Source organism: Dactylosporangium sp. NPDC049525 (genome assembly GCF_040676755.1).
GTDB lineage: Bacteria > Actinomycetota > Actinomycetes > Mycobacteriales > Micromonosporaceae > Dactylosporangium.
This window is the reverse complement of sequence record NZ_JBFAPO010000052.1, coordinates 47468-71849: the sequence shown is the minus strand read 5'-3', so window position 1 is coordinate 71849 and position 24382 is coordinate 47468. Positions and strand designations below refer to the sequence as shown.

At 73.4% G+C, this 24382-nt stretch carries 23 protein-coding genes; 9 read left to right on the top strand and 14 right to left on the bottom strand.

The window, feature by feature from the left end; genetic code table 11:
- Window positions 1-28 precede the first annotated feature (28 nt).
- From AB0K00_RS44650 to AB0K00_RS44635, 4 genes are all read right to left on the bottom strand, one after another.
- Window positions 29-682 carry a hypothetical protein gene (locus AB0K00_RS44650; protein WP_363534744.1) on the bottom strand — a complete coding sequence of 218 codons (654 nt, stop codon included), beginning with the start codon at window positions 680-682 and terminating at the stop codon, window positions 29-31.
- A 154-nt stretch (window positions 683-836) separates the two neighbouring features.
- Complete coding sequence (locus tag AB0K00_RS44645; RefSeq protein ID WP_363534741.1) at window positions 837-1481, bottom strand: response regulator transcription factor; 645 nt, start codon at window positions 1479-1481, stop codon at window positions 837-839.
- Window positions 1478-3421 carry a sensor histidine kinase gene (locus tag AB0K00_RS44640; protein WP_363534738.1) on the bottom strand — a complete coding sequence of 648 codons (1944 nt, stop codon included), beginning with the start codon at window positions 3419-3421 and terminating at the stop codon, window positions 1478-1480. The genes AB0K00_RS44645 and AB0K00_RS44640 overlap by 4 nt, the downstream gene beginning before the upstream one ends.
- Window positions 3422-3439: 18 nt before the next feature.
- Window positions 3440-4102, bottom strand: coding sequence for a hypothetical protein (locus AB0K00_RS44635; RefSeq protein WP_363534735.1), 663 nt, complete (start codon window positions 4100-4102; stop codon window positions 3440-3442).
- 76 nt (window positions 4103-4178) lie between these two features.
- Here AB0K00_RS44635 and AB0K00_RS44630 point away from each other — a divergent pair, with 76 nt between their 5' ends.
- Window positions 4179-4808, top strand: a complete 630-nt coding sequence (locus AB0K00_RS44630; protein WP_363534732.1) for a class I SAM-dependent methyltransferase — start codon at window positions 4179-4181, stop codon at window positions 4806-4808.
- 3 nt (window positions 4809-4811) lie between these two features.
- On the opposite strand, the gene AB0K00_RS44625 is transcribed toward AB0K00_RS44630, so the two are convergent.
- Together AB0K00_RS44625 and AB0K00_RS44620 are read right to left on the bottom strand one after the other, a co-directional pair.
- A complete protein-coding gene (locus tag AB0K00_RS44625) occupies window positions 4812-5585 on the bottom strand; it encodes an alpha/beta fold hydrolase (protein ID WP_363534729.1) in 774 nt (257 codons plus the stop codon).
- A gap of 43 nt (window positions 5586-5628) precedes the next feature.
- The gene (locus AB0K00_RS44620; protein WP_363534782.1) at window positions 5629-6237 is read right to left on the bottom strand and encodes a hypothetical protein; all 609 of its coding nucleotides are present in this window, start codon (window positions 6235-6237) and stop codon (window positions 5629-5631) included.
- Between the two features lie 186 nt (window positions 6238-6423).
- On the opposite strand from AB0K00_RS44620, the gene AB0K00_RS44615 reads away from it, so the two are divergent.
- Window positions 6424-7590 (top strand): fibronectin type III domain-containing protein, encoded by a 1167-nt coding sequence (locus AB0K00_RS44615; protein WP_363534726.1) that lies wholly within the window; start codon window positions 6424-6426, stop codon window positions 7588-7590.
- Between the two features lie 66 nt (window positions 7591-7656).
- On the opposite strand, the gene AB0K00_RS44610 is transcribed toward AB0K00_RS44615, so the two are convergent.
- The 4 genes from AB0K00_RS44610 to AB0K00_RS44595 form a co-directional block, all read right to left on the bottom strand.
- Window positions 7657-10875 (bottom strand): GH92 family glycosyl hydrolase, encoded by a 3219-nt coding sequence (locus tag AB0K00_RS44610; protein WP_363534723.1) that lies wholly within the window; start codon window positions 10873-10875, stop codon window positions 7657-7659.
- 577 nt (window positions 10876-11452) lie between these two features.
- Window positions 11453-12514, bottom strand: a complete 1062-nt coding sequence (locus tag AB0K00_RS44605; protein ID WP_363534720.1) for an NAD-dependent epimerase/dehydratase family protein — start codon at window positions 12512-12514, stop codon at window positions 11453-11455.
- Complete coding sequence (locus tag AB0K00_RS44600; RefSeq protein WP_363534718.1) at window positions 12511-13362, bottom strand: Rieske (2Fe-2S) protein; 852 nt, start codon at window positions 13360-13362, stop codon at window positions 12511-12513. The genes AB0K00_RS44605 and AB0K00_RS44600 overlap by 4 nt, the downstream gene beginning before the upstream one ends.
- A 91-nt stretch (window positions 13363-13453) precedes the next feature.
- Window positions 13454-13732 carry a YggT family protein gene (locus AB0K00_RS44595; protein ID WP_363534715.1) on the bottom strand — a complete coding sequence of 93 codons (279 nt, stop codon included), beginning with the start codon at window positions 13730-13732 and terminating at the stop codon, window positions 13454-13456.
- A gap of 121 nt (window positions 13733-13853) precedes the next feature.
- Between AB0K00_RS44595 and AB0K00_RS44590 the strand changes: the two genes are divergently transcribed.
- From AB0K00_RS44590 to AB0K00_RS44565, 6 genes are all read left to right on the top strand, one after another.
- Window positions 13854-16178 carry a bifunctional diguanylate cyclase/phosphodiesterase gene (locus AB0K00_RS44590; RefSeq protein ID WP_363534712.1) on the top strand — a complete coding sequence of 775 codons (2325 nt, stop codon included), beginning with the start codon at window positions 13854-13856 and terminating at the stop codon, window positions 16176-16178.
- Window positions 16179-16231: 53 nt separating this feature from the next.
- Window positions 16232-17368 (top strand): epoxide hydrolase family protein, encoded by a 1137-nt coding sequence (locus AB0K00_RS44585; protein WP_363534710.1) that lies wholly within the window; start codon window positions 16232-16234, stop codon window positions 17366-17368.
- Window positions 17369-17378: 10 nt separating this feature from the next.
- Window positions 17379-17771, top strand: coding sequence for a hypothetical protein (locus tag AB0K00_RS44580; protein WP_363534707.1), 393 nt, complete (start codon window positions 17379-17381; stop codon window positions 17769-17771).
- 108 nt (window positions 17772-17879) lie between these two features.
- Window positions 17880-18515, top strand: coding sequence for a DUF998 domain-containing protein (locus AB0K00_RS44575; RefSeq protein WP_363534704.1), 636 nt, complete (start codon window positions 17880-17882; stop codon window positions 18513-18515).
- A gap of 41 nt (window positions 18516-18556) precedes the next feature.
- Complete coding sequence (locus tag AB0K00_RS44570; protein ID WP_363534701.1) at window positions 18557-18958, top strand: hypothetical protein; 402 nt, start codon at window positions 18557-18559, stop codon at window positions 18956-18958.
- Between the two features lie 67 nt (window positions 18959-19025).
- Window positions 19026-19487 carry a hypothetical protein gene (locus tag AB0K00_RS44565; RefSeq protein ID WP_363534698.1) on the top strand — a complete coding sequence of 154 codons (462 nt, stop codon included), beginning with the start codon at window positions 19026-19028 and terminating at the stop codon, window positions 19485-19487.
- Here the strand turns inward: AB0K00_RS44565 and AB0K00_RS44560 are convergent.
- Together AB0K00_RS44560 and AB0K00_RS44555 are read right to left on the bottom strand one after the other, a co-directional pair.
- The gene (locus tag AB0K00_RS44560) at window positions 19472-20314 is read right to left on the bottom strand and encodes an alpha/beta hydrolase (RefSeq protein WP_363534695.1); all 843 of its coding nucleotides are present in this window, start codon (window positions 20312-20314) and stop codon (window positions 19472-19474) included. The two genes, AB0K00_RS44565 and AB0K00_RS44560, sit on opposite strands and share 16 nt — an antisense overlap.
- 31 nt (window positions 20315-20345) lie before the next feature.
- A complete protein-coding gene (locus tag AB0K00_RS44555; RefSeq protein WP_363534692.1) occupies window positions 20346-20588 on the bottom strand; it encodes a hypothetical protein in 243 nt (80 codons plus the stop codon).
- A 69-nt stretch (window positions 20589-20657) separates the two neighbouring features.
- Here AB0K00_RS44555 and AB0K00_RS44550 point away from each other — a divergent pair, with 69 nt between their 5' ends.
- Window positions 20658-22532, top strand: coding sequence for an Hsp70 family protein (locus tag AB0K00_RS44550; RefSeq protein ID WP_363534689.1), 1875 nt, complete (start codon window positions 20658-20660; stop codon window positions 22530-22532).
- On the opposite strand, the gene AB0K00_RS44545 is transcribed toward AB0K00_RS44550, so the two are convergent.
- Complete coding sequence (locus tag AB0K00_RS44545) at window positions 22529-23779, bottom strand: SGNH/GDSL hydrolase family protein (protein ID WP_363534687.1); 1251 nt, start codon at window positions 23777-23779, stop codon at window positions 22529-22531. The genes AB0K00_RS44550 and AB0K00_RS44545 overlap by 4 nt on opposite strands.
- 127 nt (window positions 23780-23906) lie before the next feature.
- On the bottom strand, window positions 23907-24377 hold the full coding sequence (locus AB0K00_RS44540) for an Rrf2 family transcriptional regulator (RefSeq protein WP_363534779.1): 471 nt from the start codon (window positions 24375-24377) through the stop codon (window positions 23907-23909).
- Between the last annotated feature and the right edge of the window lie 5 nt (window positions 24378-24382).

The following is a 24382-nucleotide window of genomic DNA, read 5'->3' as shown; positions in this document are numbered from 1 at the left end:
CTCCCCCGATTGGCTCAGCCAGGGGAGGTTAGTCGATTCCGGCCGGTCGTGGGGGGTCGGGCAGCTCCAGCTCGTAGTGGTCGCCGCTGCGCTGGAAGCCCAGCCGGCCGTAGTAGGGGGCGAGCATGCCGGGCGGGGTCAGGACGCGGCGGTAGCCGTGGCTGGTCAGCAGGCCGCTGCTGCGGAACACGAACTCGCCGGGGCTGAGGTCGCGGAAGCGTTTCGTGACATAGTCGAGCTCGATCTGGGCGACGCCCTGGCCGTCGGCGCCGTCGGCGGGGCGCAGGAAGAGCACGCCGACGACCTCGTCGCCGCGCATGGTGAGGAACGCGCTGCGCCCGGGGGTGTCGTCGAAGCGGAACGACGGGTTGAACTTCGCCAGGTCGGACCAGTGCACGCGCAGCACGTGGGCGAGGAACGTGTCATCGGTGCCGACCTGCACGACGGTGTAGATCGACTCGTCGTGGCGGGTGGTCCAGATCTTGTACAGGTGCCAGGCGTTGACGCCGGTCATCGCCGCGTTGAGGCCGACCATCGGCCAGACGCTCAGCGCGGCGTTGTAGCCGACGAGGACGACGGACCCGATCAGGTTGAGCACCCGTAGGCGCAGGAGTCGGGCCTGGGACAGCGACCAGACGAGCACCGCCGAACCGGCCCAGCCGACGAAATCGAGCCAGTCCACCGCTGAAGGATAGATGCCTCAGGACATGGTGTACGGCGTGTGGCGTTGTTCAAGGGAACCGTAAGGGTCGCGGACCCGGCTCTTCGCCTCGCCGGCCGTCGGGGTCGACGTGCCAGTACTCGACTGATGCAGTGTGCGGTGAACGGCTCGCCGGTCAGCCGAGACCGGCCTCGCGGGCCAGGTCGATGGCCTGCGCCCGGTCCGCGACCTGCAGCTTGGCGAAGACGTTGGAGACGTGGTTGCGGACCGTCTTCTGGCTCAGCCCGAGCCGGGCGGCGATCTGCGGGTTCGTCAGGTGCTGGGCGACGAGGGTGAGGATCTCGTGCTCGCGCTGGGTCAGGCCGGGGATCGTGGCGGCGGGCGGTTCCCGGTCGACGTTGGCGAAGTAGCCCATCAGCCGGGTCGCGATCACTGGCCCGAAGATCGCCTCGCCGTCGGCGACGACCCGGACCGCGCGGATGATCTCGACGCGGCGGGCGCCCTTCAGCACATACCCGCGGGCGCCGGCGCGCAGCGCGGCGAAGACCGAGTCGTCGTCGTCGGCCATGCTCAGCACCAGGACCCGCACGTGCGGGTTGGTCTCCAGGATGCGCTGGGTGGCGGTGATCCCGCCCATGCCGGGCATCGCGAGGTCGAGCAGGACCACGTCGGGCTGGCACCGGGGCAGCGCGGTGAGCGCCTCCTCGCCGCTGGCCGCCTCGCCGCAGACCTCGACCTCGTCGGTGGTGGCGAGCAGCGCCCGCAGCCCCGCCCGGAAGTGCGCGTGGTCGTCGACGATCAGCACCCGTACCGGGCTCACGTTGCCTCCCCCATCGGCAGTTGGGCGGTGACCGTGGTGCCGGTCGCCGTCGACGCCACGTCGAGCGTGCCACCGAGTTCGGCGGCGCGTTCGCGCATCGAGTGCATGCCGACCCCGACGCCTGCCGCGGCCCCGCTGGACCGGCCGTCGTCGGTGACCGACAGGCACAGCCGGCCACCGTCCAGCCACAATCCCAGACGGACCGTGGTGGCGTCCGCGTGGCGGCGGGCGTTGGCGAGGGCCTCGACGGCGATGCGGTACGCGGCGACCTCCACCGCGGCGGGCAACGCCGGCAGCTCCCGTGGCGCGTCGACGCCGACCTGCGGCCCGCCGGGTGGCCAGCCGGCGAGGTGGGCGGTGAGAGCGCCGAGCAGGCCGAGCGTGTCCAGGGCCGGCGGGCGCAGCCCTTCGACGAGGCGGCGCACGTCGGCGACGGCGGTCTCGGCGTCCCGGACGATCTCTTCGAGGAGTCCCTGGGCGTGCGGGCCGGCGCCGACCGCCAGGGCCGCCTCGGCCCGCATGGTGAGCCCGGCGAGGGTCGGCCCGAGCCCGTCGTGCAGGTCGCGGCGCAGCCGGCGGCGTTCCTCCTCGCGGGCCTGCACCAGGTGTTCCCGGGAGCGTTGCAGGTCCGCGGCGAAGCGTCCGGCCTGCACGGCCGGGCCGATGTGCCGGGCGACGTCGGTGAGCAGGCGCAGGTCGCGGGGGCCGAGCGTGGTGTCGCCGGGGCGCAGGCCGATCAGCAGCTCGCCGACGGTGCCGCCGCCGGCGACGAGCGGCAGCCGCACGGGGTCGGCGGGGCGGTTGCCGATCTCGTACGTGCGGCCGTCGTCGGCGTCGATGCGCACGTAGGACAGTTGCAGCGCCTCGCGGACCGTGGCCGTGCTCGTCGCCAGCACGGCGAGGGGGTCCTGGACCTGCGCCAGCCGTTCGCCGAGCCTGGCGAGCACGGTGTACGGGTCGTCGCGCTCGCCGTACACGAGCAGATTGACGCGCCGCTGGACCTGTTGCCGCGCGGTGCCGAAGACGAGGGCGGCGGCGACCGCGGCCACCACGGACGAGGCGCCCAGGTAGCCGACGATGACCAGATACGCGGCGCCGACCCCGCCGGTCAGCACGACGAACACGGCGGTGCGGCTGATGAGCCGGTCGATGTCGAACAGGCGGTGCCGGAGCACGGCGACGCCGATCCCGGCGGGGATGCACGCGAGGGAGACGCTGCCGGCAAGGTCCCACCACGAGTCCTCGGCCGGCCAGATCCGGTCCGGGTGCCCGTCGGTGAGACCGGCGGCGAGGCGGCCGATGACGACGAGCGCGACGAGGCCGATCGAGTACGCCAGCCAGCGCGCCTGGGCCCGCCTGACCCCGGTCGCGGTGGCCGCCTCGGCGACGACCCCGGCCGCGCCGGCCACGAACAGCAGCCCGGCGCAGACGGTGAACGCGGCCTCGGCGACGGGGGCCACGTGGTGCAGCGCGGCGACGCCCACCGGGTTGGGCAGGCCGTCCGGGCCGACCTGGTCGTTGCGGCCCGGACGCAGTGCCCCGGTGACCGCGGCGACGGCGCCGAGCGCGGTGACGGCCCACAGCGCCCTGCCCATCCACCGGCCGGGCCGGCCGTCCGGGAAGAACGCGGGCAACGCCGCCAGGGCGAGGTTCGCCGGCACCCACAGCCAGGTCTGCGGCCACGCCGCCGCGGTCGCGCCCGGGAGCCCGCGGATGGCGTACTGGCCGAACGCCTCCAGCAGCGCGAAGCAGGCGGCGCTGAGCAGCAGCAGCCGGCCGAGGGGGTTGGCCGGCCGCTGCCGCAGCACCAGACCGCCCGCCACCGCGCAGGCGGCGACGGACAGCAGATGACTGACGCCGGCGGGCGGGGCGCCGTTGCTGATGGCCAGCCAGCACGCCACGCCCGCGGCGGCGAGGGTGGCCCAGGCTGCGCGGTGCATCGCCTCAGACCCTAACGATCACACCGTCCCGGCGTCCCGGGACATTGTCCTGCGCAGGCCGAGCCCGAGCCCGGCGACGAGCACCCACAGGGCGCCGGGGAACAGCGCGCCGTACTGCGCGGGAAACGCCTGGGTCGCGGCGACGAGCAGTGCGAGCAGTGCGCTGACCGCGGCCAGCCACCGGCTGGACGAGCCGTGCCGGAACCCGCCGACGGCGACCGCGGCGGCGCTGAGCCCGGCGCCCGCCCACAGCCAGGCGGTCGTGTTGTACACCTCGACCATCGCCGCGATCGTGTCCGGGTCCCAGCGTTCGGGTTCGCCGAGCGCCCAGTACAGCTCGGTGCAGATCCCGCCGCCGACGAGCGTCGCCACGGCGACCAGGCCGACGCCGGCCGCCGCGACCGCCGGCACGAGGCTGCCGGCGGGCTCCTGCACCGCCAGGTGCCGAAACAGGCCGGCGGCGAACACGACCAGGCAGGCGGCGGCGAGCACGCAGCTGACCTGGTTCAGCCAGACGAGGTCGCGGTGCGCGACGATCGCGGCGACGAGTTGGGCGTTGTCCTTGATGCCGTCGCCGACGTCGGCGGTCAGGTTCGCGCCGAGGAAGAGGCCGACGGCGCCGGCGAGCCCGCCGAGGGCGCCGGTGAGCGCCCAGCTGCGGGGCGCGGTGATGGTTTCCATGCCGCTGAGCGTCTCGGCCGGGCGTCCCAAGCCGCACGGGGCGGACGGTCCCGTCCGGCCAGGACATGATGGCCGCATGGAGGTTCGGTACCAGGACGTCATCGGTCCCCTGCGCGCCGCGTACGACGCCCGGGCCGGCTGGCGCGACGGCCTGGACAAGGAGCCGTGGAAGGTCACGGAGCGCGCGGCGTTCCTCGACCGGCTCCGGGCCGGCGGCTGCGGGCGGCTGCTGGAGATCGGCGCGGGCACCGGCCAGGACAGCGCGTTCTTCCAGGGGCAGGGCCTGGATGTCGTCGCGATCGACGTGTCGCCGGCGATGGTGGCGTACTGCCGCGCGAAAGGTCTCGAGGCGCACGCGCGGGACTTCCTGTCGCTGGTGTTCCCGGCCGGTTCGTTCGACGCCGTGTACGCGATGAACTGCCTGCTGCACGTGCCGAACCGGGACCTGCCGGCGGTCCTGGACGCGGTCGCGGCGGTGCTGCGCCCCGGCGGGCTGTGCTTCGTCGGCGTCTGGGCCGGCCCCGCCCCCGGCGAGGGTCCCCTGGACGGCGACGCGCACGATCCGCCGCGGTTCTTCGCGTGGCGCGGCGACGAGGAGCTGCAGGCGTTCGCCCGGCGGCGGTTCGAGGTCGCCGACTTCCACGTCGTGCCGGTGGACGGCAAGCGGTTCCAGTCGCTGACACTGCGCGCCCGGTCCACGAGCTGACGGTCAGTTCGGCGCGACCGTGGTCAGGAAGTCGGTGACGGCCTTGGCCGCCTCGGGGGCGCCGTCGGCGGCGATGGTCAGCAGCGACGTGCCGTGCAGGCTGCCCGGCACGAGCGCGATCCGGCGGCCCGGGACGATCGTGGCGTCGTACATCGTCTGCGCGGCCGCGGCGAACGACGTCTCGCCGGTGGCGGCGACGTACAGGACCGGGACCGTGATCCGGGGTGCCGCGGCGGCGGCGTCCTCCCCCGCGTAGGCGTCCGGGGCGGACAGGCTCACCACGGCGGTGACCGGCGGCTTGGCGGCGGCCGCCGCGACCAGGACCGCGGTGCCACCGCGGGACGCGCCGATCAGGACGATCCGTTCGGCGCCGAGGGTCCGCGCGTACGCCACGGCCGACAGCACGTCGCCCGACGGCTTGCCGTCCGGCGCGCGCTGCGAGCGGCCCTCGCCGCCGAAGTCGAGGGCGAGGACGCGGTAGCCCGCGGTGCTCTCCTGCCGGGCCCAGGACAGCCACGAGCAGGCGTCGGCGCTGGCCTGCGGCGCCAGGACGAGCACGGTGCGGCCGGTGCCGAGCAGCAGGCCGGTCAGGAAGCCGCCGGTGCCGGGGAACGCCACCTGCTTGTCGTTGAGGTCCGGGTCGGCGCAGCGCCGGTCGACCGGGCTCGGCGCCGCCGCCTTCGGGGAGGCCGGTGCGTCCGCCGGTGGGGCGGCCGGGTCGCCGCCGCAGCCGGCGAGCACGATCATGACGAGCAGTCCGAACCCGATCCGCTTCATGCTGGTCTGACCGCCGGGACGCGGCGCCGGTTGCATCGCGGCCTCATCGGATGGTGACGAGCCCCGGCTGCGCGGCCGCGACGACGAGGACCACCGGGGTACCGTCAGCGGCGCAGACCAGCCAGGCGTGGGTGGCGTGGGTCGGTTGCGTGTACTGCGTGCCGGGCGGCAGCTGCTGGTAGCGGACCCGTTTGCCGTCGAAGTCCAGCCAGTGCACGGTGACGGTGTCCTGGCGGGTGTTGACGAAGGTGACGTCGGTGGCGGCGCCGTGCGTGCCCGACCGCAGCGCGCCTTCCTCGGTGAGCGGCCGGGCCGGCAGCTCCGCGCGCTCGACGGCCACGGACGGCGCCGCCGCCTCGGGCCGCTCCGGCAGCCCCGGCGGCACCGTCTGCGGCGCGGCGGCGGTGACGGTCCCCGCGGCCGTGGCAGCGGTGGCGGCGGGGGCGGCGGCGACCGGCGAGCCCTCAGTGGACCCGAGCCTGACCACGAGCACCGCGGCGCCGATCAGGAACAGCAGCACGACCAGGATCGTGCCGCCGACGACCCAGGGCAGCGCACCCGCGCCCCGCGAGGTCGGCCCGGGCGGCGTCCAGGGCGGGGATCCCGGCGGCGGAGACCATGGGCCGGGCCGGCGCCCGTCGTCGGGAGGCATGCTCACCGCCGCAGCCTATCGGCGCCGCGGCGGCACCCGGATCGACCGTTCGAGCCGTCACGACCCAGCGGATGGGGATCCGATCACTCTCACAGCACCGGTACCGAATGTCGCCCCGACACTCCGAGTAACCGGTAGATTGCGTTCGGTAGGCGTTTGTCCGTAATGAGGGGACCGATACCCGTGGTGACCAGATCCGTCATGCGTCCCGCCCGCCGTGGCCCGCTCGGTGCGGGACGAACCGTCCGGGCCGGTCTCGCGCTGGCGGCCATGGGGATCGCGGTCGTCGGCGCCACCGGCGGGACGGCGTTCGCGGGGCTCGGGCAGTTGACCCTGCCGAGTCCCGACGGCGGTGCACCCGTGCGGACGCACGGCGTCCGGGCGGCCGACGGCGACCGGACGGCCAACGACCGCTCGGCCGGCAGGGTCGCCGCGCAGCCCAAGTCCAAGCAGGCGGCGAAGCCCCCGTCGACCGCCAAGGCCAAAGCGAAGGCGAAAGCCAAGGCCAAGGCGAACGCCGTGGCCGCGCAGCGGAACAGGGTCACGCACAAGAACACGGCGAAGACCAAGGCCGCGGGGAAGGCGCCCCGCAAGGCACCCGCCGCCGGCACCGCCGGCACGGCCACCGTTGCCGCCGCGCCGCCCGCCGCGGCGGCCCCGGTCACCGTCGCGCCGCCCGCGGCGCCGACCGCGGTCACGGTCACGGTCACCGACTCGGCCACGCCGGTGCTGACCGTGTCGTGGACCGTCGACGTCAGCGCGACCGGCATCGTCGACCACTTCGTGGCGACCGCCGTCGAGGACGCCACGAAGACCTGCCGGACCCGCTCCAACGCCGCCACGAGTTGCGACGTGCCGGCCCCGGTCCTGGGCACCGCGTACACGTTCACGGTGCGCGCGATCGGCGTGCCCGGCGCGGGTGACTCGGATCCGAGCGCCGCCTCGACGCCGGTGACGGCCACCGGCCTCACCGACGGGCTCCTCGTCACGCCGGGCTCCGCCAAGCGCGACGTCACCGCCGCACCGGCCAGGATCACGCTCGGCTCGATGCGGGTGGCCCCGCAGGCCGGCCACGCCATCGACGCAGACCGGACCCGCGACATCGACAAGGCCCGCGACAAGGGCCGCGGCGGCTCCGGGACCACGTCGGAGCAGGCGTCCGGGAAGGCGTTCGGCGACCGGATGGGCCTGCCGACCGGCTCGGCCGCAGCGCCCGCGGCCGCGGCGGCCGGCCCCGTCGGCGAGCGCCGCACCCGGACCAGCACGCTCGTCATGCTCGGCCTCGGCGTCCTCGCCGCCGCGTTCACCGCATACGGGATCACCCGCGGCGGCCGTACACCGCAGACCCACTGACAGCAGGGCGCCCCGGCACGGTCCACAGTGGAACCGTGCCGGGGCGTTTCCCCGCCCCACAAGGTTCTAGCCGAATACCCGCAGCTCGTAGATACGCGTCGCGGTGTCGGTCGTCTGCGTCGGGGTGGTGATGTTCATCCGCACGTACCGGCCGGACACGCCGCTCACGGTGTGCGTGGTGTTCGCGGCGGTGTTGTTGGTGACGGTCACCGGCGTGCTCCAGGTGCTGCCGTCGTTGGAGACCTGGATGGTGAACGCCTTCGTGTTGTAGGTCGCGGGCTCGCCGCCGGCCTGGGCGTGCGCCACCTCGAAGCGGCTGATCGCCCGGCTGGAGCCGAGGTCGACCTGCAGCCACGCGCCGGCCACGCCGGAGCAGAACTTGTCGGTGTTGCCGCCGGAGGTGCTGCCGTTGACCGCCTTCTCGGGGCCTTCGGCGGCGGCGCAGGCGGTGCTGCCGGTGGCGGGCCGGTTGAGCGCGAGGTTCACCGGTGCCGTGCCCGAGCCGTACGCCTCCAGCTCGTAGACGCGCGTCGCGCCGTCGGTCGTCTGCGACGGGGTGGTGACGTTCATCCGCACGTACCGCGCCGTCGTCGCGCCGAACTGGTGGATGGTGACGGGGTCGGCGTTGTTGGTGACGGTGACGGGCGTGCTCCAGGTGCTGCCGTCGGTGGACAGCTGCAGGTTGAACGCCTTGGTGTTGAGGTTGGCCGGTTCCGCTCCGGCGCCGGCGTGCTTGACGACGACCTTGTTCACCGTCTGCGCCGAGCCGAGGTCGACCTGCAGGAACGCGCCGGCGACGGTGGAGCAGAACTTGTCGGTGTTGCCGCCGGTGACGCTGCCGTTGACGGCCTTGGCGGCGGACTCGTCGGCGGCGCACGGGGTGGAGCTGGTCGTGGCCTTGCCCAGCGCCAGGTTCGTCTGCGGGGCGGGTGGCGTGGTGTGGTTCGACGACGGCGGGGTGTCGCCGGCGCCGGTGCCCCACGTGCCGGGCGTGTTCGTCACCGTGTAGGCGAGGTTGCCGCCGTGCGCCAGGTCGGCCTGCGACAGCCAGGTGCGGGTGAAGCCGGTGCCGCCGAGGGTGGCGGTCGAGATGTACCGGTTGCTGTCGCTGACCGACGGCGCGGTGATGTTGAGGACGCCGCCCTGCTGGCTGCCGTAGCTGCCGATGGTGACCTTCGCCGATGGGAACTGCGGGGTGCTGACGCCGTAGAAGTTGGCGCCGTTCATCAGCGGGTAGAGGCCCAGCGACGAGAACACGTACCAGGCGGACATGGTGCCGAGGTCGTCGTTGCCGGTGACGCCGTTGGGCCCGTTGGTGAACAGGGTGTAGGCCGCCCGCAGCACCGTCGAGGTCTTGTACGGCTGCCCGGTCCACAGGTAGGTGTACGGGGCGAGCAGGTCCGGCTCGTTGTTCGGGTTGTACGTGGTGAAGCTGTAGTAGTCGTAGGCCCCGTTGACCCACGTGTTGTGCGCGGTCCCGGACGGGTCGCTCAGCAGGTTGTTGTAGGCGAAGAAGCTGTCGAGGCGGTTGTTCGCCGCGGTCTTGCCGCCCAGCAGCGACACGAGGCCGTCCGGGTCCTGCGGGACGAGCCACTGGTACTGGTACGCGCCGGCCTCGTGGAAGGTGTGCGAGCCGTCCGTCGGCGAGTACGGCGTGCCCCAGACGCCGTTGGCGTTGCGGGGGCGGAAGAAGCCGATCGACGGGTCGAACAGGTTGCGGTAGTTCTGGCCGCGGGCCTCGAACATGGTCGCGTCGGCGGTGTTCCCCAACGCCCTGGCCATGATCGCCAGGGACGAGTCGGCGGCCGCGTATTCCAGCGTCGCGGAGGTCGGGTACTTGCAGTCGTGGTCCATCGGCAGCACCGGGGCGCACGTGACACCGGTCGGGATGTAGCCCAGCGACGCGTAGTAGGGGTTGCCGTTGCGGCCGTTGGTCGTCGTCGGTACCCCCGTCGCGTTCTTCTTCAGTGCCGCGTACACCTGCGACTCGTAGCCGTTGAGCAGCCCCCGCGCCCACAGGTCGACGAGGAACGGGGTGACCGGGTCGCCGGTCATCGTGTTGGTCTCGGTGTTGGCCAGGGACCACTTCGGCAGCCAGCCGAGCTCACGGTCGACGGCCAGCAGCGACAGCCCGTAGTCGCGGGCGACCTGTGGTTCCAGCAGCGCGACGAGCTGGTTCTGCGCGCGGTAGGTGTCCCACAACGAGAACGTCTGGTAGGGCGTGTACCCCGACGCGGTGCGCACGACGTTGTCGAAGCCGCGGTACTGCCCGTTCACGTCGCCGGCCAGGTTCGGGTGCAGCAGCGAGTGGTAGAGCGACGTGTAGAACGCGACCTGCCGGTCGGTCGTGCCGCCGTCGACCTCGGCCTTGTGCAGTTTGGCGTTCCACGTGTCGCGGGCCGTGTTGCGGATCGTGTCGAAGTTGAACCCGGCGGCGCTGGTCTCCGCGGTGAGGTTGGCCTGTGCGCCGGCGATCCCGGTGTAGGACAGGCCGACCTTGGCGGTGACGACCCGGTCCGACGAGGTGTCGAAGCGGACCCAGCCGCCCTTGGCGCCGGTCCCGCTGGAGGTGCGGCTGCCGCCGGTGAACGTGCTGCCGGACCAGGTCCCGAACGACGCGAACGGCCGGCTGAACTTCGCCGAGAAGTACACCGTGTGCGCCGGCGCCGTGGCGCAGAACCCGGTCGTCGTCACCGACCCCTCGACGGTGTCGCTGTTGACGATCGAGATCGACGACGACTGCGCCCCGGTGCTGAGGCCCCGCGCCTGCGCGGTGTTGAACAGCACGTTCGCCTGCGTGCTCGACGGGAAGGTGTACCGCTGCCAACCGCTGCGCAGCGTCGCCGTCAGCTCGGTGGTGACCCCGTTCGGGGTGGCGAGCCGGTAGTACCCGGCGGTCGCCTGCTCCTGGGCGTGGTTGAGCGTCTGCCCGTAGGTGTTCGGGTCGGCGGAGTTGACCGCGCCGACGGTCGGCATCAGGGGCACCTCACCCTGCACGGGGCAGCCGACGCCGGACAGGTGGGTGTTCGAGAAACCCCACACCTTGGTGTGGTCGTAGTTGTACCCGGTGGCGTGGCCGGTGTCGGGGCTGACCTGCACCATGCCGAACGGCAGCGCCGCACCCGGGAAGGTGTTGCCCTCCTTCTGGGTGCCGATCATCGGGTTGACCAGCGTGGTCAGGTCCGCCGGCACGGCCGCCGCGGCCTGACTGGCCGGCACCGCGGGCAGGCCGGCGACCGCCGCCGCGACCGCCACCAGCAGTGTGCTGAACCGCAGTCTTCTCAACAAACGCTCCGATCAGGTGCCCCGGGGCGAACACCAGCGCCGGCCGCACCCGTATGGCGGTGCGCCGTCGCGTGGCCGTTCACTGTGGGGGATGGCTTGGGGCTACTCGGGGGTGGGCGGGCGTGCGGCGTTCACCGCCCTCGGCCGCCGATGCCGAGGCGCGTGCTCAATCGACTCTGATGGAAGGTTGCGAGGCTTCCTGCCGTGAAGGTTCGTCGCTCCAGCGGGTTCTGTCAATACTTGACATTTGCCAGCTGTGCCCTGTGCTAGCTGTTTCTTCCGCGGCGGCCGTCACGGCCGGAAGAGCAGTCGGGGATCCTCACCCCACACTCCCAATGCTCGCTTCGCTCGCACGCCCAGCGCTTCGCACGGCCGAAACACGCGCATGCGCGCGGCACCCGACGGGCTCCCGAGCGGCGTTGCGAGTCCCACGACAGGTCTGACGTCCGAGCCAAGGCGTGATCGAGCGCTTCGTCACCCGCGCCCGGATCGGTCAATGTCACCGTCGACGCCGCCCGGATGCTCGTCCTTCGTGGGCGCGCACCGGCCCGTAGGCGGGGCGGTCGGCGTCGTCAGGTCAGTAGGGGTTGCCGGTGCCGGGGAGGCGGCCGCGGAGCAAGGCGGCTGGGCGGCCCGGTTGCGTGCGGCCGGCGGACAGCGGCGGGCCGTCGGTGTGGGCGCGGTGTGCGATGCCGTCGATCAGTTCGCGCAGCGCGGCGACGGCGTCGACCGTGGGGTGCCAGCCGAGCTCGGCGCGGGCGCGGGCGGTCGACATCAGCGGCGCGCTCAACGCGAGCCGGACCCAGCCGGCATCCACCGGCTGCAGGCGCAGCCACCAGGTGAGTGCGGCACCGCCACGCAGGAGCACGTCCGGCACCGGGACGCGGCGGCCGTGCAGGAGCGTGGCGGCTACCTTCGGGGTGAGCACCGGCTCCGCGGCGATGTTGAACGCGCCCCGGACGTCGGACTCGATCGCCCGGACGTAGGCGTCGGCGACGTCGTCGGCGTGGACCGCCTGCAGCCGGAGCCGGGGGTTCGCGGGCACGACCGGTACCCGGCCGAACCGGAGCAGGCGGGTCGGAGCGAACGGGCCGAGGAAGTAGCGGGCGATCTCCGTGCCCGCGTCGCGCTGGAAGATGAGGCCGGGGCGCAGCCGCACTACCCGGATCCGGTCCTCGACGGCGTCGAGCATGCCCTCGAGGGTGACCTTGTCCCTGCTGTACGACGATGCCGCCACCCCGGTCGCCGGCCAGTCCTCGCCGACGAGGTCGTTCTTCGGACCGGGTGCGTAGACGCCGACGGACGACGCGGCGATGAGGCTCGGCACGCCCGCCTCGACCGCGGCGGCGATGACGGCGCGGCTGCCGTCGACGTTGGTGCGGCGCAGGACCCGGCGGTCGTGGCTGGGCTGGATCTGCCAGCCGAGATGGACCACCGCGTCGGCGCCGCGGAACAGCTCGGTGAGCGTCCCGGTGGCGTCGGGGGCGCCTATGTCGCAGGCGTGCCAGTCGACGCCGGCGTACGGCCCGCTCGGAGCCGGCAGTCGGCGGGCTACACCGGTGACGTCGTGATTGCCCAGTCTCCGCAGCAGCGCGGTGCCGGCGTTGCCGGTGGCGCCGATGACGACGACGTGGGTCATGGCCGGGCGGCCTCGAGCTGGCCGTCGCGGACCCGGGTGCGCAGCAGGGCCTGGTCGGAGCCGGCCGGGCCGCGCACCGCCCTGCCGTCGGCGAGCCGGAAGACGCTGCCGTGCCACGGGCACCGCAGGCACCGTGCGCCGTCCACGTCGACGGTGATGCCGGCCGTGAGTGGGCCGCCCTGGTGCGCGCACCGGCCGGCGAAGGCGGTGAACCGGTCCTGCTCGCGGTACACCACGATCGGGGTGTCGCCGAGCTGGCGGGTGCTGACCTGCCCGTCCGGGATGGTGTCGGTGGCGCCGAGCCGGTGCCAGCCGCGCGGGAGCAGGTGCAGCGCGGCGGCGCTGTGGTTGACCCCGCCGCCCTGCCCGAACGCCAGGTGCCCGCCGAGGTAGGCGCTGGCGCCGGCGATGCCGAGGCCGGCGAAGGACAGTGCCCGGCCACGGCCGTGCCGGCCGCGCAGCCGGGCCACCACGGAGGCGGTGAACAGGCTGAGGGCGGCGGTGTTCGCCGCGGCGTGCACGAGGGCGACCCGTCGCTGCTCGCGCGGCAGCGTCGCGTAGTCGGCGGCGCCGGTCATCGCGGCCGGCAGCGCACCGGCCGTCCCGGCGGCGAGCAGGGCCGTGGCGGCGTGCCGGGTGCCGGGCAGGAGGTCCAGGACCGCGGTGCTCATCCAGGCGCCGACGGGGAACTGCACGACCGCGGGGTGCAGCGGGTGCCCGATCGGCAGGCCGTGCAGCAGGTCGCCGAGCCGCCCCTTGCCGACGGTGCCGGCGGCCAGGCCCCGGAGCCGGTCAGCGACCCGGTCGAGCGATCGGGCACGTTCGAGCCTTGCCAGCAGCCTGCGCATGCACGATCCCATGCCCCGGCGGACACCCCCGAAACCCCCGCCCAGGCGGGACCCGGCCGCGCCGCTGCGCGGCCGGGCCGGTTGGGGTGGGTCAGCCGATGACGGCGCGCAGGATGACGATGGCTACGAAGACGACGATGAACGCCAGGTCGATGGCCATGCCGCCGAGGCGGAGCGGGGGCAGGGCGCGGCGGACGGGGGCGAGGATCGGCTCGGTGACCGCGCGGACGCCCGTCAGCAGCCGGGACCTGACCGAGCCGTGCGCCGTCGGGCCGGCGAGCACGACGCTCCAGTCAAGGACGGCGCGGGCGATCAGCAACACCTGCATCAGCAGCAGCACCAGACTCACGATGCCGAGAACAAGACCCATGTGGTGCCTCCAGTGACCGGGTGGGACGTTGCCTCAACTGTGCGTCACCGATCTGTGGATCCGCTGAGGGGCGGCTGAGATTTGATTCATGATCGGGGTTGGCGTGCCGATGCCTCCCGGTGTGAGCAGGGTGGCTGGCTGGCGTCCGACGGGACTGTTGCTCGCGGCCGCCGTGGTGCTGGTCCTCGCGGAGGCGTGGTTCGCGGTGGGGTTGACCCGGCCGACGCCGCAGCTGGTGAGCTGGGTCGCGGTGCCGCTGGCGGTGGGGTTCGCGGTGCGGTCCTGCTGGACGACGAGCACCGCCGCGGGGCTGGCGCCGGGTGCGAAGCGGTTCTGGCGGCACATCGGGCTCGGCATGGTCTTCATCGGGCTCGGCGGCGCCAGCAACGGCGTCGACATGATCATCGGATGGGTCGCGCCGCATCACGTGAGTGGTGTCACGGCGGCGGTGTACCTCATGGGCCTGGTGTTCATGCTCTGGGGCCTGCTGCGGATCCCCGGTGCCCAGCGCAGCCGGGGCGAGTGGCTGCGGTTCGGCCTCGACACCGCGACCGTGCTGGTGACCGTGATCACGTTCGCCTGGCACTTCGTCTTCCGGCACTGGGAGCGCTGGTCCGGCGGGAACACCACCGGCACCTGGGCCGTCATCGCGATCGTGGCGACCGGCGCGGTGTGCGTGTTCGCCTTCATCAAGGTCGCCTTCACCGGCACCGGCCCGCTGGACCGGCGGTCCCTCTACCTGCTGGCGCTGTCCGGCGGCGGGGGCGCGACCGGCGGGGCGCTGACGCCGCTGCTGACCGATCGGCCGTATCTCAACGGTACGCCGGTGGTCCTGCCCCTGACCTGCTTCATCCTGTGCCTGGCCGCGGACCGGCAACGGCGCGCCGCCGGGGTCGAACCACCGGCGGCGGTGCGGCGCACCCGGCGGCCGTTCGTGCCGTACCTGGCGGTCTTCGCCACCGGGATGCTGCTGCTGGCCGACGCGGCCGACCACGGCGACGACGTGCTCGGCGTCGCCCTCGGCACGGTGGTGCTGGTCCTGCTCGTCGCCGCCCGCCAGGCCGCCGCGCTGCGCGACAACGCCGTCCTGCTCGACACGCTCGACAGCCGGTTGCGGGAGCTGGTGGAGTACCAGGAGACGCTCGCGTGGCAGGCGACCCATGACGCCCTCACCGGGCTGGCGAACCGGCGGTTGCTCATGCAGTACACCGGCGAGGCCCTCGACGCGGGTCAGGACGCGGTCGCGGTCGCGCTGATCGACATCGACGACTTCAAGGGCATCAACGACGACCTCGGCCACGCCGTCGGCGACGCGCTGCTCACCGCGGTCGCGGCACGGCTGTCGCAGCTGCGGCCCGCGGACGGGCTGGTCGCCCGGCTCGGCGGCGACGAGTACGCGCTGGTCTTCCGCACCGACGGCGAGCCGCGGGCACTCCAGGTCCTCGCGGGGGTCACCGCGGAGCTGCGGCGCCCGCTCGACGCGGCCGGGCACGCCCTGGTCGTGGAGGCCAGCATCGGCCTGGCGATGTCCACCGACCCCGGCACCGCCTCCGCCACCGCGGACGAGCTGCTGCGCCGCGCCGACGTCGCCATGTACGAGGCGAAGGCCCAGGGCAAGGGCCGCCGCGTCACCTACGAGCCGTCGATGGACCAGCACAGCGCCGAGCAGGCCCGCACCGCGGCCGACCTGCGCGTCGCCCTGGACACCGGCCAGCTGCGGCTGCACTACCAGCCGATCGTGCGGCTGTCCGACGCGCGGACCGTCGCCGTGGAGGCGCTCGTGCGGTGGCAGCACCCGCAGCGCGGCATGATCCGCCCCGACCTGTTCATCCCGGCCGCGGAACGTACCGGCCTCATCGTCCCCGTCGGCCAGTGGGTGCTGACCGAGGCCTGCCGCCAGGCCGCCCGCTGGCGCGACGAGCTCGGCACCCTCGAATACGTGTCGGTGAACGTGTCGCCGCGGCAGCTGCGGGAGGCCGGGTTCGCCGCGCAGGTCCAGGCGACCCTGCTCAGCGTCGGCCTGGAGCCGCGGCACCTCACCGTCGAGGTCACCGAGACGGCCGTGTTCGACGGCGGCTCGGGCCTGGAGGAACTGCACCAGCTCAAGCGCCTCGGCGTGAACGTCGCCCTGGACGACTTCGGCACCGGCCACTCGTCGCTCGGCCTGCTGCGCACCTGCCCCGTCGACCTGCTGAAGGTCGACAAGTCCTTCATCGACAACATCACCGACCAGGGCGAGCGCTCCGTGATCGCCGAGGCCCTCATCGGCATCAGCAACGGCCTGCGCCTGCGCGCCGTCGCCGAGGGCGTCGAGACCGAAGCCCAGGCCGAGGTCCTGCGCCGGCTCGGGTACCGCTACGCCCAGGGGTACCACTTCGGCCGCCCGATGCCCGCCGAGCAACTGCCCGCCCACATGAACGCGGCCCACCCGGCGACCGTCGGCTAGCCGGACCCCGCGCCGGGTCGCGGCACCGGCCGTGACCCAGAACCATGTTGGGTATGGGTGAGACTGTGCCGTTCCGGGTCGACGTCGGTGACGAGGTTCTCGATGACCTGCGGCGGCGGTTACGGGCGACCCGCTGGCCGGAGGCGGCGACCGTGCCGGGCTGGGCGCAGGGTGTGCCCGTGGACTGGCTGCGGGACCTGTGCCGCTACTGGGCCGACGGGTACGACTGGCACGCCACCGAGGCGAGGCTGAACGGGCTGCCGCAGTACCGGACGGAGATCGACGGGCTGTGGATCCATTATCTGCACGTGCGCTCCGCCGACCCTGACGCGCTGCCACTGGTCATGACGCACGGCTGGCCCGGGTCGGTGGTGGAGTTCCTGAAGGTGGTCGGGCCGCTGACCGATCCGGCGACCGGGCCCGCGTTCCATGTGGTGTGCCCGTCGCTGCCCGGGTACGGCTTCAGCGACAAGCCGGCGGAGCCCGGCTGGGGGGTCGAACGGATCGCGCGGGCCTGGGCCGAGCTGATGGCGGGCCTCGGCTACGACCGGTTCGCCGCGCAGGGCCACGACTGGGGCACCAGCGTCAGCACCGCCATCGCACAACAGCATCCTGAGCGGGTCGTCGGCCTGCATCTGGTACCGCCACTCGCCGCGCCCGACCCGGCCACGTTCGACGACCTGACGGACGCGGAACGCCGCAGCCTCGCGGACCTGGAACGGGCCGGGGCGGTCGAGGACGGGTACTCCCTCGAACAGTCGACCCGGCCGCAGACCGTCGGCTACGGCCTGGTGGACTCCCCCGCCGCCCTGTGCGCGTGGATCGTGGAGAAGTTCCGGGCGTGGACCGACTGGGAGCACCGCACGTTCACGCGCGACGACCTGCTGGACAACCTGATGCTGTACTGGCTGCCCGGCACCGGCGCGTCCTCGGCCCGGCTGTACTGGGAGAGCTTCAAGGACGTGCAGCGGCGCTTCACCGGCGGGACCACCGACGTCGTGACCGTCCCCACCGGCGGTTCGGTCTTCCCGAAGGAGATCCCCCGGCCGTCGCGGCGATGGGCCGAGCGCCGGTTCACCGACCTGCGGTACTGGAGCGAACCGGAGCGGGGCGGCCACTTCGCCGCGTTCGAGCAGCCGGACCTGTTCGTCGCCGAGGTCCGGGCCTGCTTCCGCGCGCTGCGCACCTAGGCTGTCGACCGTGGAGCTTGACGCATACCTGCGGTCGTATCGCGCCGGCGGCTACGAGGTCGAACGGGTCGAACGGTCGGTCTGCGGCGCCTGCGGGGGCACCGCGTTCCGGCTGTGGGTCGACGACGAGGTCGGGTACGCGGCGCGGCGGTGCGAGGCGTGCGAGGACGAGTTCGTCATGCTCGACAGCGCCGACCAGGAAGACGAGCAGGACGGCGACGAGGCCGGCTGCCCCTGCGGCGGCGAGACGTTCGAGATCGCCGTCGGCTACGCCCTGCGCGCCGACGGCGACGTGCGCTGGGTCTCCGTCGGCATGCGCTGCCTGACCGACGGCACCTGCGGCGTGTACACCGACTGGAAGATCGACTACGGCCCGACCGCGCACCTGTTCTCCCTGGCCTGACCGCCGGCGGTGCCGCGTCGAAGAAAACTTGGTCGGTGATGTCGGATCGGTGGCGGGCTGTTCGAGGTGGTGGTGAAGGTAACCACGTCTCGGAAGGAACCGATCACCATGCTGCCCAATCAGGTCACTCGTTCCCTGCTCGGCTACGGCGTCATCGCGGGTCCGTTCTACGTCACCGTCAGCGTTGCGCAGGCGTTGACGCGGGAGGGTTTCGACCTGACCCGGCATGCGTGGAGCCTGCTGTCCAACGGGGACCTCGGCTGGATCCAGATCAGCAACTTCGTCCTCAGCGGGCTCATGGTCGTCGCCGCCGCTGTCGGGCTGCACCGGGCGTTGCCGGGCACGCCGTGGGTCGGCCGGCTGGTCGGGGTCTACGGTGCCAGTCTCGTCGCGGCCGGGGCGTTGCGCGCCGACCCGGGGCTCGGGTTCCCGGCCGGCACGCCGGACGGGCCCGGCACCGTGAGCTGGCACGGCGTCGGGCACTTCGCGGCCGGCGGGGTCGGGTTCCTGTGCGTCATCGTCGCCTGTGTGGTCATGGGGCGCCGGTTCGCGCGAGACGGGCGGCGGGGGCTCGCCGTGTACTCGTGGGTCTCGGGTGGGCTGTTCCTCGCCGGGTTCGTGGGCATCGCGTCCGGCAACAGCGCACCCGGGTTCACGCTCGGGTTCGTCGCGGCGGTCCTGGTGATCTGGGCGTGGCTCGGCACGGTGTCGGTGCACCTGTACCGCGCGACTCCGGCCTGCTGACGGGTCCCACGGGGCGGCGCCGCGGACGTAGCATCGACGGCGTGCGCCGCTGGATCGTCGTCGTGCTCGCGTTCGCGGTGCTCGCCGCGGCGGCGGTCTACTTCGGCCGCCGCGTCGGGCCGGCGGAGACCCGGCACCGGCCGGTCGCAATCCGGTTCCTCGGTGAGGGCGGCGACCCGCTCGTCATCATGGTCGGCATCGAGTGGCATGCCGACGGCTGGTGCTCCGGGCAGTTCACCGTCACCGCCGCGGAGACGGCGACCGAGGTCCGGGTCTTCGACGTGGTCAGCCGCACCCCGCGACGCGGCGGCGACTGTGCCGGGCTCGGCTCCGACGGGCGGATGGCCTGGGTCAACCTCACCATGTCCGCGCCGCTCGGCGCCAGGACCGCGGTCCGCGCCGCCGACGGCTACGTCCTGCCCGTCATGAAGATCGGGCCATGACCACCGGGCGCCCGGTTGGCATGAACGTGCGAGTCGCGGACGCCACCACCGGCGGCACGATGTCGGCATGGCTTACGCATACCCTCAGCAGCCGGTGTACGCGATGCGCACCACCGCCCCCGTCTCGCTTCACGTCGTCGCGATCTTCCAGTACCTCGGCGGCCTGGTCATGCTGGCGATCGCCGCGCTCTTCGGTCTCGCCGCGTCAGACATGATGGCGCAGTGGGACACCCAGTTCGGGACCCGCACGTCGGCCGCCACGCCGCTGATCGCGGTCGTCGTCGGCGTCTTCGCCACCGTCGGCCTCATCGCGATCGTCCTGGGCCGTAAGGTCCAGCGCGGCCGTAACTGGGCCAGGGTGCTGCTGACCCTGCTCAACGTCCTGAGCCTGGTGTCCGTGGCGTGGCAGGTGTACAGCACGTCGCTGTTCACCGTCGCCACGATCGTGAGTGCGGCCGTGCCGGTGCTGTTCCTGATCCTGCTCAACACCCGGGCCGCCCGCTCCTGGTGCCGCTACGGCACGTACTGACCGGTGAGGGCACGCAGCGCGGCGCCGATCTGCGCGACGGCGACCGCCGCGTCCCGGGTCAGGGCGAGCTTCCGCGGGAAGTTGTGGAAGGTCCCCTGGTAGCGGGTGGCGATGACGGGCACGCCGGCCGAGGCGAGCCGCGCCGCGTAGCGCTCCGCCTCGTCGCGCAGGATGTCGAGCTCGGCGGTGACGACGACCGCGGGCGGCAGGCCGGCCGGGTCGGCCAGGAACGGGTCGAGGTCGGGGTGGTGCCGGTCGACCCCGGGCGGGGCAAAGGCGTCCCAGAAGTCGGCCATCTCCTGCGGCTGCAGGCCGTCGTTGCCGAGGTCGGGGTATTCCATCGCGGGGCTGGTCACGGGGCAGATGAGCACCTGCGCGACGAAACCCCGCCCGGCGTCGCGGGCGCGGCGGGCCGTCACGGCGGCGAGCAGCCCGCCGGCCGAGTCGCCGGCGACCGCCACGGCGGTGGGGTCGAGGCCGTGCTGCCGGCCGTACACCTGCAGCCAACCGACGACAGTCTCGAGGTCCTCGAACGCGGCCGGGAACGGTGACTCCGGCGCCCGGCGGTAGTCGACGGCCAGGACGGCCCAGCCGGTCTCCGCGGCGAGCAGGCGGCACAGCCCGTCGTGGGTGGTGAGGTCGCCGAGGACCCAGCCGCCGCCGTGGGCGTAGAGCAGCACCGGCGTCACCGCGGCGGCGCCGTCCTGATAGAGGCGGGCCGGGACACCGTCCGCGTCGAGGTCCCGCACGAGCCGGACGGCCCGCACCGGACCGACCTGCTCACCGACCGCGTCGAGCATCGCCTGCCGCTGCGCCACATGATCCATCCCAGCAGTATGCCGGGTCACCCGATGCTGTTCACCCAGCGCCAGTTGGCGAGGAACCCGCCGGCCTGCGAGCCGAAGAAGTACGACCAGACATGGGTGCCGGCATGCGGTGCCCGCGGCGCTCCCAGCCGGTGCCGGCGGCCGCGATGACTGCCTGGGCGGGCAGCCAGTAGCCCGAGGTGGCCAGGGCCCGCGCGGCGCGCAGCTCGTGGTCGTCGAGAGCCCGGTCCTTGTCCGGGACCGGCGGCCTGCTGTGGAGGGGAGATCCGAGCATCTCAAGATCGTAGGCGGCGCGCCGTCCCTCCATCGTCCCCCGCACCCGGATGCGTTACTGTCGCGCGCCATGACGCGTGCGCGGTTCCGGCTGGGCATCGACTTCGGCACGTCCACGACGATCGCGGTGCTGCGGCGCCCCGAGGGCCGGGTGCAGCAGCTGCTGTTCGACGGCTCGCCGCTGCTGTCCTCCGCGGTCCTGCTCGGCCCCGACGGCCGCCTGCACACCGGCCGCGACGCCGCGCACCTGGCGCGCAGCGCCCCCGAACGCCTCGAACCCAACCCGAAGCGCCGCGCCGGCGAGACCAGCGTCCTGCTCGGCGACACCGAGGTCGACGTCCGGGACCTGATCGCGGCCGTCCTGCGGCGCGTCGCCGGCGAGGCCGCCCGGGTCGCCGGGCCGGTCGACACCGTGACACTGACCCACCCCGCGGACTGGGGCAGCAGCCGCCGCGTCCTGCTCGTGGAGGCGGCGCGGCTGGCCGGGTTCGCCGAGGTCGACCTCGTCCCGGAGCCCGTCGCCGCCGCCACGTATCTCGCCGCGACCCAGGAGGTGCCGGTCGGCGCCTGCGTCGTGGTGTACGACCTGGGCGCCGGCACCTGCGACGTGACGCTGCTGCGCCGCCGGCCGGACGGCTTCGAACCGGTCGCCTCCGGCGGGCTCAACGACCTCGGCGGGCTGGACGTCGACGCGGCGATCGTCGGATTTTTGCAGGCGACGTACGGGGCGCTGTGGACCGACGCGACCACCCGTCGGCAGCTGTGGGACGACGTGCGCACCGCCAAGGAGATGCTGTCGCGGGCCAGCGGCACCGTCGTCATGGTCCCGGCGCTGGGCAAGGAGGTGCCGCTCGGCCGGGAGCAGCTGGAGGGCCTGATGCGGCCGGTGCTGCGGCCGAGCGTCGCGATGACCCGGGCGCTGCTGGCCGACGCCGGCGTCCAGCGGGCCGAGATCGCCGGGCTGTTCCTCGTCGGCGGCTCCAGCCGGATCCCGCTGGTCGCGACGATGCTGCACGAGGCGCTGGGGCTCGCGCCGGTCGTCGCCGAGCAGCCGGAGCTGGTGGTCGCCGAGGGTGCGCTGCACGGCCTCGATGCGGCGCAGTCGCCGGTCTCCGGGGCCGACCCGCGCACGGCGGTGTCCCAGGTCGACCTGGGACACCGCCCCTTGGCCGCGGACCCGCATCCGTTCCTGACCGCCGACCCGTTCGTGACGGCCGGCTTACCCTCGACCGCAGACCCGTCCCCGTCCCCAGCCCCGTCCCCAGCCCCAGCCCCAGTCAGGCCGCGGCGCCGGACGCGGACCCGGTTGCTCGCCGCGGTCGCCGCGATCGCCGTCGTCCTCGCCGGCGGGGCGGTACTGCTGTCCCAGCTCCCCGACGACAACGGCGAGCAGTCCCAGGACGGCGGCGAGCCGTCACCCGAGGCGGTCGCCTACGACCTCGCGAAGATGCCGGACAACCTCTGCGCCAACCTCGACCTGACGAAGTTCGCTGCCCTCTTCGAGGAGGTGCCCGAAACCCCGAGACCGACCCGCAACCTGACCGCGTCGGGCGGCGAGGCGACATGCCAGGCCGTGCGCCTGCACGGCACGGTGCGCGCCACGTTCTTCGCCTCCATCAGGGTCACGCCGACGCAGGGCGCGGCCGCCGCCGACTACAAGCAGCTCATCGTCGGCGACGCGGCGCTCAACGACGGGCCGGTCCAGCTGACCGACCTCGGCGACGAGGCGGTCATCTTCGAGACGAAGGGCTCCACGGCCCAGGCCAAGACCGAGATGACGCTGCGCATCGGGGTCCGGGACGGCAACCTGACCTGGCACATGCGGCTCACCGTCGACCGGCAGGACAAGGCCGGCTGGACCGCCACGCAGAAGCAGGACCTGCGCAACCGGCTCGTCGACGTGACCCGGGCGGCGCTGCCGAAGGTCACCGCTGACCTGCGCTAGAGCGCCGCGTTCACGATCTGGATGTCGTCGAAGTATCCGCGGAACGTGCCCGTGCCCCCGGGCTGGTCATAGCCCACGCGGATCTGGTCGACGGTCCCGCCGGCGAGGGCGCCGAGGTTGACCTGGACCAGGTTCCACTGGTTGACGACGAGGCGGTGGCCCTCGCCCTGGAACTGTGGGTGCGCCCTGACCCCGAACTGGTCCACGGCCCCCGAGTCCCGCAGCGAGCGGCCGTCGGTGAGGGCGAGGTCGATCGCCACCGACGTACCGTTGGCGGACTGTGGATAGATCCAGTAGGTGAGCGTCGTGCCGGTGGTCAGCCGCAGATGCACGTCGAACACCCGGTTGTAGGAATATGATCCGCTCGCGCTGGTGTCGCTGCCGGAGTACATAAGGGCGTAGGTGCCGCCGTGCGCGACCTCGGCCCGCCGGCCGGTCTCCATGGAGGTCAGGCCGCAGCAGTAGCCGGTGACGTTGCGCGCGGACTGGACGGTGTCGGTCCACGTGAGCGGCGGGGCGGCGGCGCCGAAGTCCGTCCGGAACAGCGGCCACGCCCGGCCGGCGCCGAGCACCGGCTGCAGCGCGGAATACCAGACGTCGGCGAGCTTGGCGTAACCGCCGTCCGTCGGGTGGATGCCGTCGGGGCCGATGTCGGCGAGGGTCAGGTTCGCGTGGAAGTCGGCGAGCCGGACCTTCTTGCCCGCCGCCGCCTTGGCCTGCGCGATGCCGGGCAGCTGCGCGTTGAACGCCCGGACCCGGCTCTCGACGGTCGCGTCCGGGCTGGGCACGAGGGTCGACATGACCACCGTCGCGGCCGGGGCGGCGCGCAGGATCTGGTCGACGAGCGCGCTGAGCCGGGCCGGCGCGTTCGGCAGGTCGTAGTTCTGCAGCATGTCGTTGGTGCCGACGTTGAGCAGCACCACGTCGGGGCGGGCGGCGGCCACCCAGGCGTCGGCGCCGGCCGCGATCCCGTCGATGCGGTAGCCGGGGTGGCCCTCGTTGTCGTTGTCCGTGGCAGTGCCGGAGCGCTGCGAGCCGACCAGGTCGACCGCGACCCCGGCGTCGTCGGCGAGGTGCCTGCGCAGCGCCTCGCGGTAGCCGTTGCCGTCGGTGGAGCTGGTGCCCCAGGTGATCGACGCGCCCAGCGGCAGGATCCGCACCGGCGTCGCGGCCTCGGCGGTTGCCGGCAGGCCGGACGTGGCCACAACGGCCGTCATGATCGTCACGATGCGGGTGTACGGGCGCACGAAGGCTCCTTGCTCGGGCTGGTTGGCGGACCGGACCGGCGAACTGCGTCCAGCTAAGAGCATCGATGCCCGTGTGTCAACGTTGTCATCCGCGCCGTTCGTGGTGCCCCGGCAGGGCCTGACGGAGTCAGGCGGAGGCGAGCCAGGCGCGGATGCCGTCGAACGCGGAGGGGCCGTAGTCGCCGGTGACGCCCCGGGCAAGGTCGGCGATCGTGACCCCGCGCAGGGCCGCCCGCCACGCCTCGTCGGCGGCGGCCATCGCCCGGCTGATCGCACACGGCGCCGTGCACGCCTCCGCCGGCGTGGCCAGGGGGCCCCGCTGGCGGATCTCCGTGCACACGAACGCGGGCTGCACCCCGTCGACCGCCACCACCACGTCCAGGACCGTGATGTCCTGCGGGCGGCGGGTCAGCGCATACCCCCCGGCGTGGCCCTGCACGGAGTGCACCAGGCCCGCACGGGACAGGCTCTGCAGCTGCTTCGCCAGATAGCTGGCGGAGACGTCGTGCAGCTCGGCGAGGCGCGCCGCGGGCACCGGCGCCGGCGCGGCGGTGAGCACCACGCAGCAGTGCAACGCCCATTCCACCCCGCCCGACATCTTCA

What these genes read in the sequence shown, in the direction of transcription:
- AB0K00_RS44640 (WP_363534738.1), bottom strand. Translation starts at nt 3,421, where the DNA reads ATGCACCGCGCAGCCTGGGCCACCCTCGCCGCCGCGGGCGTGGCGTGC.
- AB0K00_RS44635 (WP_363534735.1), bottom strand. Translation starts at nt 4,102, where the DNA reads ATGGAAACCATCACCGCGCCCCGCAGCTGGGCGCTCACCGGCGCCCTC.
- AB0K00_RS44630 (WP_363534732.1), top strand. Translation starts at nt 4,179, where the DNA reads ATGGAGGTTCGGTACCAGGACGTCATCGGTCCCCTGCGCGCCGCGTAC.
- AB0K00_RS44625 (WP_363534729.1), bottom strand. Translation starts at nt 5,585, where the DNA reads ATGAAGCGGATCGGGTTCGGACTGCTCGTCATGATCGTGCTCGCCGGC.
- AB0K00_RS44620 (WP_363534782.1), bottom strand. Translation starts at nt 6,237, where the DNA reads ATGCCTCCCGACGACGGGCGCCGGCCCGGCCCATGGTCTCCGCCGCCG.
- AB0K00_RS44605 (WP_363534720.1), bottom strand. Translation starts at nt 12,514, where the DNA reads ATGACCCACGTCGTCGTCATCGGCGCCACCGGCAACGCCGGCACCGCG.
- AB0K00_RS44600 (WP_363534718.1), bottom strand. Translation starts at nt 13,362, where the DNA reads ATGCGCAGGCTGCTGGCAAGGCTCGAACGTGCCCGATCGCTCGACCGG.
- AB0K00_RS44595 (WP_363534715.1), bottom strand. Translation starts at nt 13,732, where the DNA reads ATGGGTCTTGTTCTCGGCATCGTGAGTCTGGTGCTGCTGCTGATGCAG.
- AB0K00_RS44585 (WP_363534710.1), top strand. Translation starts at nt 16,232, where the DNA reads ATGGGTGAGACTGTGCCGTTCCGGGTCGACGTCGGTGACGAGGTTCTC.
- AB0K00_RS44575 (WP_363534704.1), top strand. Translation starts at nt 17,880, where the DNA reads ATGCTGCCCAATCAGGTCACTCGTTCCCTGCTCGGCTACGGCGTCATC.
- AB0K00_RS44565 (WP_363534698.1), top strand. Translation starts at nt 19,026, where the DNA reads ATGGCTTACGCATACCCTCAGCAGCCGGTGTACGCGATGCGCACCACC.
- AB0K00_RS44560 (WP_363534695.1), bottom strand. Translation starts at nt 20,314, where the DNA reads ATGGATCATGTGGCGCAGCGGCAGGCGATGCTCGACGCGGTCGGTGAG.
- AB0K00_RS44555 (WP_363534692.1), bottom strand. Translation starts at nt 20,588, where the DNA reads ATGCTCGGATCTCCCCTCCACAGCAGGCCGCCGGTCCCGGACAAGGAC.
- AB0K00_RS44550 (WP_363534689.1), top strand. Translation starts at nt 20,658, where the DNA reads ATGACGCGTGCGCGGTTCCGGCTGGGCATCGACTTCGGCACGTCCACG.
- AB0K00_RS44540 (WP_363534779.1), bottom strand. Translation starts at nt 24,377, where the DNA reads ATGTCGGGCGGGGTGGAATGGGCGTTGCACTGCTGCGTGGTGCTCACC.